Origin of the sequence: Sinorhizobium sp. NFACC03 (assembly GCF_900103435.1) — a bacterium.
In the GTDB taxonomy this organism is placed as follows: Bacteria; Pseudomonadota; Alphaproteobacteria; order Rhizobiales; family Rhizobiaceae; genus Ensifer.
In genome coordinates, this window is the sequence record NZ_FMXF01000039.1 from 20,352 (window position 1) to 34,502 (window position 14,151).

At 63.5% G+C, this 14,151-nt stretch carries 12 protein-coding genes; 8 read left to right on the forward strand and 4 right to left on the reverse strand.

All coding sequences use genetic code 11. The features are described 5' to 3' along the window. Positions 1 to 45: 45 nt before the first annotated feature. Entirely contained in the window at positions 46 to 1,407 is a 1,362-nt protein-coding gene (locus BLU35_RS30515) for an O-acetylhomoserine aminocarboxypropyltransferase/cysteine synthase family protein (protein ID WP_093235881.1), read from the forward strand. A 181-nt stretch (positions 1,408 to 1,588) separates the two neighbouring features. After that, positions 1,589 to 2,614 carry an NADPH-dependent curcumin/dihydrocurcumin reductase gene (gene curA, locus BLU35_RS30520; RefSeq protein WP_093235882.1) on the forward strand — a complete coding sequence of 342 codons (1,026 nt, stop codon included), beginning with the start codon at positions 1,589 to 1,591 and terminating at the stop codon, positions 2,612 to 2,614. Positions 2,615 to 2,634: 20 nt separating this feature from the next. On the opposite strand, the gene BLU35_RS30525 is transcribed toward curA, so the two are convergent. From BLU35_RS30525 to BLU35_RS30540, 4 genes are all read right to left on the reverse strand, one after another. Beyond that, positions 2,635 to 4,404: a tetratricopeptide repeat protein gene (locus tag BLU35_RS30525; RefSeq protein ID WP_093235883.1), complete on the reverse strand. Its 1,770-nt coding sequence runs from the start codon at positions 4,402 to 4,404 to the stop codon at positions 2,635 to 2,637. 220 nt (positions 4,405 to 4,624) lie between these two features. Next, entirely contained in the window at positions 4,625 to 4,900 is a 276-nt protein-coding gene (locus BLU35_RS30530; RefSeq protein ID WP_093235884.1) for a hypothetical protein, read from the reverse strand. Positions 4,901 to 5,355: 455 nt separating this feature from the next. Beyond that, a complete protein-coding gene (locus tag BLU35_RS30535) occupies positions 5,356 to 6,402 on the reverse strand; it encodes an HAD family hydrolase (protein ID WP_286161675.1) in 1,047 nt (348 codons plus the stop codon). A 43-nt stretch (positions 6,403 to 6,445) separates the two neighbouring features. Continuing rightward, complete coding sequence (locus BLU35_RS30540; RefSeq protein WP_093235885.1) at positions 6,446 to 7,417, reverse strand: formylglycine-generating enzyme family protein; 972 nt, start codon at positions 7,415 to 7,417, stop codon at positions 6,446 to 6,448. Between the two features lie 258 nt (positions 7,418 to 7,675). Here BLU35_RS30540 and BLU35_RS30545 point away from each other — a divergent pair, with 258 nt between their 5' ends. From BLU35_RS30545 to BLU35_RS30570, 6 genes are read left to right on the forward strand one after another with little or no spacing between them, the layout of a single operon-like run. Further along, positions 7,676 to 8,647, forward strand: coding sequence for an AAA family ATPase (locus BLU35_RS30545; protein WP_093235886.1), 972 nt, complete (start codon positions 7,676 to 7,678; stop codon positions 8,645 to 8,647). Positions 8,648 to 8,663: 16 nt separating this feature from the next. Beyond that, a complete protein-coding gene (locus BLU35_RS30550) occupies positions 8,664 to 9,659 on the forward strand; it encodes a DUF58 domain-containing protein (protein ID WP_093235887.1) in 996 nt (331 codons plus the stop codon). A 2-nt stretch (positions 9,660 to 9,661) separates the two neighbouring features. Continuing rightward, a complete protein-coding gene (locus BLU35_RS30555; protein WP_093235888.1) occupies positions 9,662 to 10,189 on the forward strand; it encodes a DUF4381 domain-containing protein in 528 nt (175 codons plus the stop codon). Then, complete coding sequence (locus tag BLU35_RS30560) at positions 10,176 to 11,180, forward strand: vWA domain-containing protein (protein WP_093235890.1); 1,005 nt, start codon at positions 10,176 to 10,178, stop codon at positions 11,178 to 11,180. Before BLU35_RS30555 ends, BLU35_RS30560 begins: the two co-directional genes overlap by 14 nt. Then, positions 11,177 to 12,748, forward strand: coding sequence for a vWA domain-containing protein (locus tag BLU35_RS30565; RefSeq protein ID WP_093235891.1), 1,572 nt, complete (start codon positions 11,177 to 11,179; stop codon positions 12,746 to 12,748). Before BLU35_RS30560 ends, BLU35_RS30565 begins: the two co-directional genes overlap by 4 nt. Beyond that, complete coding sequence (locus BLU35_RS30570) at positions 12,745 to 14,115, forward strand: BatD family protein (RefSeq protein ID WP_143033024.1); 1,371 nt, start codon at positions 12,745 to 12,747, stop codon at positions 14,113 to 14,115. The genes BLU35_RS30565 and BLU35_RS30570 overlap by 4 nt, the downstream gene beginning before the upstream one ends. The last annotated feature ends 36 nt before the right edge of the window (positions 14,116 to 14,151 follow it).

The following is a 14,151-nucleotide window of genomic DNA, read 5'->3' on the forward strand; positions in this document are numbered from 1 at the left end:
TTGACCGGACGGCGCCGATCAACCTGAGAACCATGGAGAAATGGCATGACGATCCATCAGAAGCCGGAAGAACCAGCAGCCGAGATCAAGGCACCGACAGGGCTGCGCGAGCCCGGCGGACAGCTGCATCCGGAAACGCTGGCGCTCCATGGCGGCAGCTATCGCTTCGATCCCGTAAGCGGCGCCGTCGCCGTTCCGATCTACCAGACGACCTCCTATCAGCTGCCGGGCACGGATGGCGCCGACAAGCTCTTTGCGCTGGAGGCTCCCGGGCATCTCTACACCCGTGTCTCCAACCCGACGCAGGACGCCTTCGAGCAGCGGCTGGCGGAAATCGAAGGCGGGGCAGCAGCACTGGCACTCGGCTCGGGACAGGCGGCATCCGCCTTCGCCCTGCTGAACCTTGCGCGCGCCGGCGACAACGTCGTCAGCGCCGCCGGCCTCTATGGCGGAACCTGGGCGCTCTTTGCCGCGACGCTCAAAAGCTTCGGCATCGAGGTGCGTTTCGTCGATTCCACCGACGCGGAGGCCTTCGCCCGGGCGACGGACGATAGGACACGCGCCTACTATGCCGAGACCTTGCCGAACCCGAAACTTGACGTCTTCCCGATTGCCGAGGTCGCCGAGGTGGGCCGGCGCTTCGGCATTCCGCTGATCGTCGACAACACGGCCGCACCGCTGACGATCCGCCCCTTCGATCACGGCGCCGCAGTGGTCGTCTACTCCACGACGAAGTATATCGGCGGTCACGGCACGTCGATCGGCGGCGCGATCATCGACAGCGGCCGCTTCCCCTGGCACGACCATGAGGCGCGGCACCCGAACCTGCATGAGCCGGACCCGAGCTACCAGGGCAAGACCTGGCTCCAAAAGGCCGAGACGATCGCCTTCCATCCCTACATCCTGCGTGCCCGCGCGGTTCTCTTGCGCGACCTCGGCGCCGCCATCAGTCCGTTGAACGCCTTCCAGTTCATCCAGGGCCTGGAGACGCTGCCGCTCAGAATCCGCCAGCACAACGAGAATGCGATCAAGGTGGCCGAGTTCCTCCGCACCCACCCGAAAGTGGCGCGGGTAATCTTTCCAAAATTCCAGGAGGGCGAAGCGAAGGCTCGCGCCGAGAAGTATCTCCGGATTGGACACTTTGGAGCCCTGGTCGGCTTCGAACTGAAGGATGGACGAGAGGCCGGACGCCGTTTCATCGACGGGCTGAAGCTGCTCTACCATGTCGCCAATATCGGCGACGCGCGCTCGCTTGCCATCCACCCGGCGACGACGACGCATTCGCAGCTTACCGAGGAGGACCAGCTCAAGACCGGCGTAACACCGGGTTATGTCCGGCTTTCGATCGGCATCGAGCATCCGGACGATATTATCGCCGACATCAAGCAGGCGATTGACGCCGCCTGATCGAACGCTTTTGCAGGAGTTGCCGCGGGCTCGCCCTTTAGGGCCAGGCCCGCGGCGCCATTTTGGCGTCCGAACGCGCCGGTAGGCCTCCGTTCGGTTTCATGCCACAACATGCTCTAATCGAGCGTCCGTCGGATGGCACCCCGGCGCAGATCCGGCCATGCATAGGGAAGGAAAGACAATGAGCACGAACACCCAGGTTCTGCTGGCCGCCCGGCCATCGGGGCGACCGACGCCGAGCGACTTCCGCATCGTCGAGACGGCAATCCCGGAGCCGGCCGAAGGCGAGGTTCTGCTCAAAATCCTCTACCTCTCGCTCGATCCCTACATGCGCGGGCGCATGAACACCGGCCGGTCCTATGCCAAGCCGGTGGAGATCGGCGCGGTTATGGAGGGTGGCACGGTTGCCCGCGTCGTGCGCTCGCGCCACCCGGATTTCAGCGACGGTGATTTCGTGCTCTCCCATTCCGGCTGGCAGAGCTATGCGCTGTCGCGCGGTGCGGACCTGCGCAAGCTCGATCCGTCGGCGGCACCTCTGTCGACCGCGCTCGGCATTCTGGGCATGCCGGGCTTCACCGCCTATGCCGGACTGCTGACGATCGGCAAGCCGAAGCCGGGCGAAACGGTCGTGGTGGCAGCCGCAAGCGGTGCCGTCGGCTCGGCCGTCGGCCAGATCGCCCGCATCAAGGGCGCGCGCGCGGTCGGCATTGCGGGTGGTGCGGACAAGTGCGCTTTCGTTCGCGACGTGCTCGGCTTCGATGCGGTGATCGATCACCGCGCTCCGGATTTCGCCGAGCAACTCGCCGCCGCGTGCCCCAACGGCATCGACGTCTATTTCGAGAATGTCGGCGGCCATGTCTGGGACGCGGTGTTTCCGCTGTTGAACGACTTCGCCCGCGTGCCCGTTTGCGGCCTGATTGCGCACTACAACCAGGCTGGCGGTCCGCAAGCTGGTGGCGACAGGCTGCCAGGCGTCATGCGGGAAGTTCTGAGCAGGAGCCTGCTGATCAGGGGCTTCATCCAGCGCGAATTCGCCGATCAGCGTCCGGTTTTCTACCAGGAGATGGCAGGCTGGATCGCCAGCGGCGAGGTTCGGTACAAGGAGGACGTTGTCGAGGGCATCGAGAACGCCCCGAATGCCTTCATCGGGCTGCTCGAAGGCCGCAACTTCGGCAAGCTGGTCGTGCGGGTGGCCGCCGAGAACTGAAAACCACGCCTCGCGAGCGATCAGTGCAGGCTGGCGAGGCGGACGCCGGCCTTGCCAAGACCATCATCGAGAAGCGCGATCAGTTCGGGCGTGTAACCACGCGCGGCGAGTTCGCTCTCAATCGACCGCATCGAGCCAGCCTTGTTCCGCTGTAAGCCGTCAAGGGCACTCGTGGCCTCTCTCGTCAGGCCGAGCTGACCTGCCGCCGCCATCCGCAGGAGGTTGACGGCAGTGTCGGCGGGATTGGCGAGCTGGCGCGCACGCGTCAGTGCTTCGCGGTATTTGCCGTTTCGGTAGTCTTCGAGCGCCAGCGTGAGCGCCGCGTCGTGGTGCACATATTCGCAGCCCACTTCCGCCACCCGCGCAAGGTTCACGCCCTCCGAATATTGGCCGCTGACGAAGAGCAACAGGCCGAGCCGAGCGGGAATGGCATCATCGAGCGGATTGAGCGCAACGGCGCGGCGACCGGACAAGAACGCGGCCTCGGTGTCGCCGGTGGCGAAGCGCGCCTGCATCTGAGCGATGTAGCTCTGGCTCGATTGCGGTGCGAGAGCTACGGCCTTATCCGCGAGCTTCACCGCCCGCGCCGCCACCGTCGGCGAGGCGCTCGCCTCGCCGGTCGCCACCAGCACCGTGGCCAGGCTGGCAAGGACGTCAGGGTCTGTCGCCTGATAGGTTACCGATTGCTCCAGGCAGGCATGTGCCGAAGCCAATCCTTCCGGGTCGATCCGTGCCAGCGCGACATCGGCAAGAAGCACGCAACCGTAGCCGATCGACGGCGTCACGAGCTGCCGCGCCGCCTCCAGACTGACGATGACACCTTCCTCGCCGGCGAGAGATCGGGCGAGCCGAGCCAGCAGTTTTTCCTGAACTGCTCGTGCGTCACCGCTGTCGATGTCGGCTTTCGCCGTACCCGCTCGGAGCGCCTCGTTGCTTTGCGCATCGACAACCTGCCACGAGATCTGATGCTCCTTGACGTCAGCGCTGTAAGCGACCGAGAGCCGGTACTCCTTGCTCCCCTGCAGCTTCACCGGCGGTGCCGACGCGACCCAGCCGGTGACCGATGCAACATCGACGCCCGGCGCCGGCGCTTGCGCCAAAGTGCGCACCGCGGAGAACTGCGACAGCGCGTGGACCAGATAATTGCCCGCCCTCCTCTGCTCTTCGGCACCGGCTCCGCTGGCCGCCGGAACGTCGATGACGATCGTCGGCTTGGCGGAAAGCACCGGTTGCCACGGGAGGCGCTCGACGACGGAGAGATAGAAGGCTCCAGCCATTGCCGCCGTCCCTGCGATAGCGGCGGCGATCAGACCGAACGGCCGACGCTTCGGCTGGACGATGGCGGGAGTGACGTCGACCAGCTCTTCCGACTCGTTCGCCATCTGCGTGGGAGCCGCTGCGATTTCCGAACGGCCCGGTGAGTGGTCGCTTGTCACAAAATGCGGAACGTAGTTGCCCTTGGGAAGCTCGATGCGAAGCCCCGCCTTATCGCCGACGGTCTCGTAATATTGCGTCAGCGCGGCGCGCAGGCGCGAGGCTTCGACACGCACGATCGGATCGGTTGCCGGATCAAAGGAAGCCGGCCGACCGAAAACGTCGATCGCGATGGTATAGGCTTTGACCTGCCCCGAGCGGCCAGCGAAGAATTCATCGACCAGGTAGCGCAGGAGTTTCCGGTGGCGCTCAGTCGCATGAAACTGACTATCGGCAAGAATACGATCAAGTGCAGGGCGTGCGTCACATTCGGCAACGGCACAATGAGCTGCTTGACCCGCATTTCTGGCTTCCATGATGCGCTCCCAACTGCCCACAACCCCAAAGAGAGTGCAAACGCGAGACGAACTCTAGACGAGAGCCGCAGTGGCGAAAAGAAAAATATTGCGCCATCACAAAACATTTTCACGAAAGGAAATGAGTCATTTCAAAATAGAGCAAGAACCAACCGAAAATCCCACAGAATTTTCACGGGATTTACATGAAATGTATGAACCCAAGAAGGCTATTTGTTAATCACAATTGACTGGGTTCGCGACCTGAATCGATGATACAGATGGAAATTACCTCTTCTTCGATCTCGCGACAGATCAATTCATACTCCGAGATCATCGAATGATCCAGCGGATCGAGCTTACGTTGCCGGTCGAGCATGGAGCTCGCCTCTTCATAGGCCTCGCAGAGGCTGGAAAGAGAAAGGTTCTTGACGCTCAGCAGTTGCAGTTGACCGCGCAACGCCGGAAGCTTCAGCATGAGCTTCAGAAGTCCGCGCTGTACGGCTGCGTTGGGCATTGTTTTCTACCCGCCTGATCGACAATCGATGACCTTGCCGCCAGCCCGATTCGCTGGCGCACCATTCCTCAAGGATCATTTTCTCCGGGACCGTGACGACACATCAGCCAGCCGAGCGTTCAACCAAAACTGGCAGCCGGACCGGACCTCTCCCTCGATGGTTAACGTGACAACAGACGCTCCGTTTCGGAAGTACGTAACAGTAACTTTGCCCCGATAGTCTTGACGCCGACGATATGATCGTCCGAGTTCGTCCTTGGATACGACAAGCTTTATGCCTCAGCAGGTCCCGTATCGCCAAGGCGATCCCTATCGATGACAGATCGGTTGGGACGCCTTTGTCGAACCGTAGGTCATCGTCTCCGGAACTCCTCAAAGACTAGAATCCGTCGGCCGGAACGTCGTAGGCGAACTCGACGATGGGCGCGCAACCAAAGGGGCTAACTGTCCGCTCCTTACTTGTCGAAAGCATAGATCTTGCGCCAGTCCTGTTTCATGTCGACCAGCAGCCAGTTTCTCTGTTCGGCTTCGGTCAGCGCCTTGTCCAGCTTGCCGACGGGCGATTGCCGGTCATAGGCCCATTCGCGCTCGCCGTCCGTATGGTGCACGATCAGGCCGAAGCTTGGACCGGAGCCCGCTGTTACCCAGCGCAGCATCTCATAGTCGCCGTCGGAGTTGCCGGCCGCAAAGATCGGCCGCCGGCCGATGAACGTGTTGATGCCGACGGGTTTGCCCGGGCCGTCGTCGATGAAGTCGATCTTGGGCTCGCGTGTCAGCACCGGCGTATCGCCATCGAGGTCATACTTCGTCGTGATGCTGCTGCCGACGACCTGTTCGGGCGGGATACCGTACATCTGTTCCGTCATCGGCCGCATGAATTCGATGCCGCCGCCGGAGACGATGTAGGTCTTGAAACCGTTTGCCCGGAGATAATCGAGCAGCTCGCGCATCGGCAGATAGGTGATCTCGTTGTAGGGACGGTTGAAGCGCGGATGTTTGGCGGTCGCAAACCAGTCCTTGACCGTCTTGGTAAACGCATCCGTCGTCATGCCGGCATGGGTCGCCATCACGAGTTCGACGCTGCCTTTCTCGCCGGCAGCTGCAACACCCGCCATGTCGCCCTTGAGCAGCGATGCGAATGGCTCCTTGTCCTTCCACTCCGGATGTTCCGGCGCCATCGCCTTGACGCGATCCACAGCGAACATGCCCTGGAAATAGTTCGGCTGCTCGGTCCAGAGCGTGCCGTCATTGTCGAAGACGGCGATCCGTTCCTCCGGCGCCACGAAGTCCGCCCCGTTCTCGCTGGTCACGCGCGTGACGAAATCGACGATGGCTGACTTCGTCTCGCCCTCGTTCCAGGACGGAAGATTGTCGGCCGGCGCATCGGCCGCGACGACGGCGCCCGGAGCGGCGAACGCCGTGGAAAGCAGGAACAGGAAACCGACGAGCCGCGAACGGCGCCGGCTCGGCGTGGAATTGGATCGCATCGCAATTGCCGTCATCACGCATCCTCCTTGCGGGAACGATTTGAAACCCCTGGCAGGGTCAGGGCCGCCGAATACAGCGGAACCCGATATGGGTGGTCGCCGCGTTTTCCTCATGCGCATGGCGCGCCGCCGGCCGGTAGCGGCGGCAATAGTTGGGCGCGCAGAGATGCGAGCCGCCCTTCACCACCCGGCGGGCGATGTGGATCGTCGGTTGTCTCGGATCGAAGCTTGCTTCCCTATCGCCGCCGCGCGGATTGGAAGGGATACAGCAGCTCTTTTGCGCCGGCGCCGGATGGTTGGTCGACCAGAAGTCGCTCGTCCATTCCCAGACATTGCCGATCATATCGTAGAGGCCGTAGCCGTTCGGCGGGAAACTTGCGACCGGCGAGGTCAGTTCGAAGCCGTCGGGTCTGAGATTTTCCGTCGGGAACATGCCATGCCAGGTGTTCGCCATGAAACGCCCCTCCGGCACCAGCTCGTCGCCCCAGGCAAATTCCGCACCCTCAAGCCCGCCCTTTGCCGCGAACTCCCATTCTGCCTCCGTCGGCAAGTCCTTGCCCGCCCACTCCGCATAGGCCCTGGCATCCAGATAGGAGACCTGGACGACCGGATGATCTAGCTTGCCGCGGATATTGCTCTGCCGCCCATAGGGCCGCCGCCAATCGGCACCGAACTTGAAGTTCCACCATTGCGACGGGCTGTTGCTGGTAACCCGCTTCGGCGGATCGAAGATCACCGAGCCGGCGCGCATCATCTCCGGCAGCGCGCCGGGATAATCCTTGGGGTCCGGGGTCTTCTCCGCCTCGGTGACGTAGCCGGTCGCCTCGACGAAAGCGGCAAACTGCCGGTTGGTCACCGGCGCCACGTCGATCCAGAAGCCGTCCACCTTCACCGGATGCGCCGGCGCTTCCTCCGGATAGTGCTTGTCCGACCCCATGACGAAGGTGCCACCTTCGATCCAGATCGGCTCGCGCGCGCTGATTGCTGCCGGCGTTTCGTTGAGAAGCGGTATCTTCGGCGACACTTGCATGCGGCTTCCATCTCCCGAAGGTGGCGGGTTCGACCACCAAACCGGTCCAAGCTAACGCCATTCCTCGCCTGCCCAAAGTACGTAACCGTTACGATGGCAAACAAAACCTCGTGGCCACGATGAAAATCGGCCAAATGTGGTCCTTGCGGGGGTCTTCGTTACTGTTACGTTCTTTCCAATTGGCCTGATTTAACAATAAGCTCTGCCGAAATTTCATGATGACCGATGCTGCCGGAGAGGCAGAGGGAGCAGGAATTCATGGGTGCACGCGACGATATCGAGCAACTCGGCAAGCGCATCGGCGAAGCGATCATCGGCCAGGAAGGCATGATCGAGCGGTTGCTGCTGGGCTTGCTCAGCAACGGCCACTTGCTCGTCGAAGGCCTGCCGGGGCTCGCCAAGACCCGGGCCATCAAGAGCATGGCGAAGAACCTCGACGCGGAGCTGTCGCGCATCCAGTTCACCCCCGACCTCCTGCCCGCCGACATCACCGGGTCGGAGATCTATTTTTCCGACGGCGGCAAAGGCGAGTTTCGTTTTCAGGAAGGTCCCATCTTCGCCAACCTCATCCTCGCGGACGAGGTGAACCGTGCGCCGGCGAAGGTGCAATCGGCCCTGCTCGAAGCGATGGAGGAGCGCCAGGTCACCATCGGTGGCAAGAGCCACACGCTGCCGGACCTGTTTCTGGTGATGGCGACCCAGAACCCGATCGAGCAGGAAGGCACCTATCCCTTGCCAGAAGCGCAGCTCGACCGCTTCCTCATGCATATCCAGGTGGATTATCCCGACGCCACGTCGGAAGCCGACATCATGCGGCTCGTGCGTTCCGAGGAAATCCAGCCGAAATCCAACAATCACGCGACGGAAAAACTCGCCCAGGATGCTGTGTTTACCGCGCGCCAGGAGATTTCGGCGATCACCGTTTCAGAGGCAATCGAGAACTACATCGTCGCGCTCGTCATGGCGACCCGCTATCCCGACAAGGTCGACAAGGATCTCGCCAAATGGCTGCAGGTCGGCGTCAGCCCGCGCGGTGTCATCGGTCTCGACAAGGTTTCGCGGGCCCACGCCTGGCTGAACGGCCGCGACTTCGTGACCCCCGACGATGTGCAGGCCACCGTGCACGACGTCTTTCGGCACCGGCTGGTACTTTCCTACGAAGCGCATGCCGGCGGCACCACCGCCAACCAGGTGATCGACCGTATCGTCGAACTCGTCGCGGTCGCCTGAGGATGGAGGTTTGCCGATGGCCATATCCCTGCCGGCTCTCGCCCGTTCCCGCGGCATCGTAAAACCCCGCCAGGTCGATACGACGGGCGTCTACACCTCGGTCGACACGCTCGTCGGCCTCGAGGCCATGGCCCGAGACCTGACCTTCCTGCGCAAGGCGCCGGTGCAGCGCCTGCTCGCCGGGCGGCATGAATCGCGCATGCGCGGCCGCGGCCTCTCCTTCGAGGAGCTACGCAACTATCTCCCGGGCGACGACATCCGCGCGATCGACTGGAGGGTGACGGCACGCACCGGAAAGCCGGTCGTCCGTGTCTATGACGAAGAGAAGGACCGGCCGGCCCTGATCCTCGTCGACCAGCGCATCAACATGTTCTTCGGCAGCCGCCGGGCGATGAAGTCGGTCGCGGCGGCCGAAGTCGCCGCACTCTCGGCCTGGCGCGTGCTAGCGCTCGGCGATCGTGTCGGCGGCTTCGTCTTCGGCGACGAAGAGGTTACCGAGGTGCGCCCTTATCGCAGCCGCGAGGCCGTGGTCCGGCTTGCCGACAGCATCGTTCGCCACAATACGGCGCTGCAGGCCGGTTCGCAGGCGCCGCATGGCGCGGAGCAGCTTGACGTCGTCCTCACGACCGTCGCCAACATTGCCCGGCACGACCACCTGGTCATCGTCATCAGCGATTTCGATGGCTACAGCCTCGAAACCCGCGACATGCTCCTGAAGCTCTCGGCCCACAACGATGTGATCTCCGTTCTCATCTACGATCCCTTCCTGCTCGAGTTGCCGCGCAAGGGCGATATCGTCTTCAGCGGCGGATTGCTTCAGGCCGAAGTGCAGTTCGGCCATGGCAATGTCCGCGAGGCGATCGACAGTTTTGCCAGAAAGCGTGGGCGGGCGCTGCGCGCCTGGCAGGAGGAACTCGGCCTGCCGATGCTGCCGATTTCGGCCGCCGAAGAGGTCGCGCCGCAATTGCGCACCATGCTCGGCCGGCTCGCCAGCCGGCAACGGAGGCGATAGCGATGGCGACGGCCGCCCCTGCGAAAGACCCGTTGCTCGAGGCAACCCTTCGGCAGCTCGCGGACATCGCCATGCCTCAGCCCGTCTCGATGATGCCGCAGACCTGGGCATGGACGGTGCTCGGCTGCGTCATACTCCTGCTGATCGCCTTCGCATGCTGGCGCTGGTATCGACGCTGGGAGGCCAATCGTTACCGTCGCGAAGCGCTCGCCGACCTCAAGAAAATCGAGGGCCGGCTCGCCGCGTCCGCAACCCGCGGCGAGGCGCTCGTCGCTTTACCCGTCCTCCTGAAGCGCACCGCCTTGGTGCTCTGGCCGCGCGAAACCATAGCCGGGCTCCACGGCACGGGATGGACCGGCTTCCTCGATGCCCATTCCGGCGGCCCGGTGTTCCCGATCGCCTCGGCGCGTTTCTTTGAGGAAGCCGAATATCGCGGCAGCGCGGCGCTCTGCGCCGTCCCAGAACCCGAAGCGCGGACCTATGCCGCCGCGGCACGTCACTGGATCGAGGCGCACCATGTACGTGCTTGACCACGCCTGGGCGCTGATCTTTCTGCCTCTGCCCTTCGTCGTCTGGGGGCTGCTTCCGCCCTACCGCGAGCAATCGGCCGCCGTCAGAATACCTTTCTTCAAGGACATTACGGCCGCCGCCAATCTCGGGCCGACCGAGGGCTCCGTCGTCCCAAGGACCAATCTCGGCCAGAAGGTGATTGCGCCCATCTGCTGGGCCCTGATCGTAGTGGCGCTGGCGCGGCCGCAATACGTCGAGCCGCCGATCGAAAAGACCGAGCCGCAGCGCGACCTGATGCTGGCGATCGATCTTTCGCAGTCGATGGACACGCGGGATTTTCGCGATCCCTCCGGCAATCTGCAGACCCGTGTCGAGGCGGTGCATAAGGTAGTCGCCGACTTCATCGACCGGCGGCCGGACGATCGCCTCGGCTTGATCGCCTTCGGTGACGCGCCCTATCCGCTGGTGCCGTTCACGCTCGACCACAAGACGGTCAAGTTGATGCTGGCCGAGAGCCTGCCCGGCATGGCAGGCCCGCGCACTGCGGTCGGCGACGCGATCGGGCTGGCGATCAAGATGTTCGACGCCAGCACCGCGCCGGACAAGGTGATGATCCTTTTGACTGATGGCAACGATACCGCCAGCAAGATGCCGCCGGACAAGGCCGCCAGCATTGCCGCCGACCGGAACGTGGTGATCCACACCGTGGGGATTGGTGACCCCAGTGCGCAAGGCGAGCAGAAGCTCGATACGGCAACCCTTCAGGGTGTCGCCGAGGCGACGAAGGGCCGCTACTTCTTCGGCCAGGACCAGGCGGGCCTGCAGAACATCTATGAACTGCTCGATCAACTGACACCGGCGAACCAGAAGACACTCTCCTGGCGGCCGCGGATAGAACTGTTCCACTACCCGCTTGGCGCAGCACTGCTGATCGTCCTCGCCTACCACGCCATCATGTGGCTCCTCTCTTCGCTTGCCGAGCGCCGCCGGCGGCAGGAGGCAGCGCCATGATCTCGGACTTCCACTTCCTGAGACCGCTTTGGCTGCTGGCACTGCTCGCCGCCCCCCTGCTCGTCTACCTCGTCAGTTGGCGCGGCGATGTCCGCTCGCAATGGCAAGGCATGATCGCGCCGCATCTTCTCGATCACCTGTTGATCGAGAAGGGTGGCAAGCGGCGCCTCCAGCCCGTGCACATCACCGCAGCGCTGATCGCCGTTGCGGCCATCGCTGCCGCCGGTCCGACCTGGCAGCGCGAGCGCCCGCCCTTCGTCGAGGACACCGCGCCGCTGGCGATCGCCATCGACCTCAACCCGACCATGAATGCGACGGACATCTCGCCGACAAGGCTCGAACGCGCCAAGCTCAAGGTCCAGGATATTTTGGGCCTCAGAAAAGGTTCGCGCACGGCGCTCTTCGCCTATGCCGGCTCCGCCCATATGGTGCTGCCGCTGAGCGACGATGCGGCACTGGTCAAGACCTATCTCGCGGCACTCTCGCCTCAGATCATGCCGGTAGAAGGCAAGGATACGGCAAAGGCCCTGCAGGAGGTCGAGAAAGCCCTGGCCAATGAAAATGCGCCTGGCACGATCCTCTTCATAACCGACGGGGTCGAGCGCTCCGCCTTTCAGGCGTTCAGCCGGTATCAGGGCCGCAATGCGGTGATGGTACTCGGCATCGGCACGGTAGAAGGCGGCCCGGTGAAGACAGCCGACGGCGGATTCCTGACCGACGCGACCGGCAGTCATGTTCGCTCCAAGCTGGATGTCGACAGCCTCAAGGCGTTGCAGTCCGCATCTAAGGCCGAGGTTGCCACCGTGACAGCTGACGATGCCGACGTGCGCTGGATCGTCAGGCGCATCCAGACCAATTTTGCCGCAAAGACCGCCGAGGGGCTGACCCGCTGGCACGATGCCGGCTGGTGGCTGACGATCCCGATCGCCGTCTTCGGCCTGTTCTGGTTCCGGCGCGGCTGGACCGTGCGCTGGGCCGTCTATCTGCTCGCCATCAGCCTGCTCATGAGCAACGAGCGGGCGGAGGCGGCCGATAACCGCTTCCTCGATCTCTGGCTGACGCCGGACCAGCAGGGCCGTCGCGCCTTCGAGCAGGGCGACTTCCAGGGTGCCGCCGAAAAATTCGCCGATCCCGCCTGGCGCGGAGCGGCGCTCTACCGGGCCGGCCGTTTCCAGGATGCTATCGACGCCTTTGCCGAATCCGATACGGCCGAGAGCTACTACAACCAGGGCAACGCCCTGATGCACCTCGATAAGGCGGAGGAAGCGATTACCGTCTATAAGCAGGCATTGAAACGCCGCCCCGACTGGCCGGACGCGAAAAGGAACCTGGCGGCTGCCGAAAAATTCAAGGCCGACAAGGACAAGCAGGAACAGGACGCACAGCAGGAACAGGCGGGAATGGACCCCGACCAGGTCCAGTTCGACGAAAAGGGCAAGAAAGGCACGGAGGCGACGATCCAGGGTGGACCACAGACGGCGGACATGTGGATGCGCAACATCCAGGTCTCGCCCGCCGAGCTGCTCGCGCGAAAATTCGCGATCGAGGCAAAGGAGGCGACACCGTGAGTGCCTTGTCCCGAATGCCTCGGCTGCTGGTCTGGCTCGTTGGCCTGTCGCTCTGGCTAGCGGGCGATGCACTCGCCGCCAACCCCTTCGCGCGCGCCACGCTCGCGACCAAGGGCACGATCTATGCCGGGCAGCAGATCAAGATCGACATCGACGTGTTCGTGCCGAACTACTTCCTGACGCCGCCGCAGTTTCCGCTGTTCGATCTTCGGGGTGCGGTGGTCACCATGCCCGACGACCGCGGCTTGAACCTCAACGAGACTGTCGATGGCGAGGCCTTTTCCGGCATCCGCAAAACCTATGTGATTACACCACAGGCGGCAGGTAATTACGCCCTGCCGACAATCGTGATCCCCTTTGGCTATGCCGCCGTGCCGGGCCAAACGACGCAGGGTAAGGTAACCGTGCCGCGGCTCAAATTTACCGTGGAAGCTGTACCAGGAGGTGCCGGCGGCACGCCCGGCGTGACCGCTGGCGAAATCACCATCACGCAGACATTCGACCGCGACCCGGCCGGCCTGCATGCGGGCGATGCGCTGGTGCGCACGGTCACCACCCGGGCGGCGGGCCTCGCGCCGATGATGATCCCCGAGCCCAGCTTGAAGGCTCCAGAGGGCGTACAGATTTATCAGCACGATCCGGTACTCTCCGAGGAACGCACGCCGCGCGGCGAGATCGCCGCGGGACTGCGCAAGGACACCGCAACCTACGTCTTTTCCGAGCCGGGCACCTTCTCTCTGGCGGCAATCATATTGGAGTGGTTCAATCCTCAGACCGGAAAGACCGAAACCGCGGAGGCCGATGGCGCGGAAGTAGTCGTCGGTGCCGGGCCGGCAACGAAGGTTGCCATCGCGCCACCCGCTCCTCCGCAGACGAAGGACCCCTTCGATTGGCTCTGGTGGGGCATCGCGACGGCCACTGTCCTCGCCGTCGCCATTGTCATCCAGTTCGCCGCCAATCTGTTCGGACGGCTGGAAACCTGGATCGATGCGGCCATGACGCGCAAGGCGCAGTCGGAGGAGACCGCCTTCCGCCATGTTCTCGACGCCTGCCGCGACCACGACAGAGCGCGGCTGGACGTGGCACTCGATCGCTGGTCGCGCAAGACCGGCAATGTACCGCTTGCGAAATGGTTTGAGCGATTTGCCGACCCGGAGACGAGGGTCGCTTTCGCTCGGCACCGAATGAGCCGCTACGGCACTCCGCAATCCCATCACGAGCGGCCAGATTTCTCCCGGCTGCGAAGTGGATTGAAGTCGGCGCGGCGACGCTGGCTGGAAGAAATCTCCGACGACGGCGACGAAGCGGTTGATGAATTGCCCGAGCTCAACCCGGTGTTCGACAGCGCCTTGCGGCAGAACCGCTGAAGCCCTGTGAGGCGGCGCGTTACGCGTCCTGCGTGC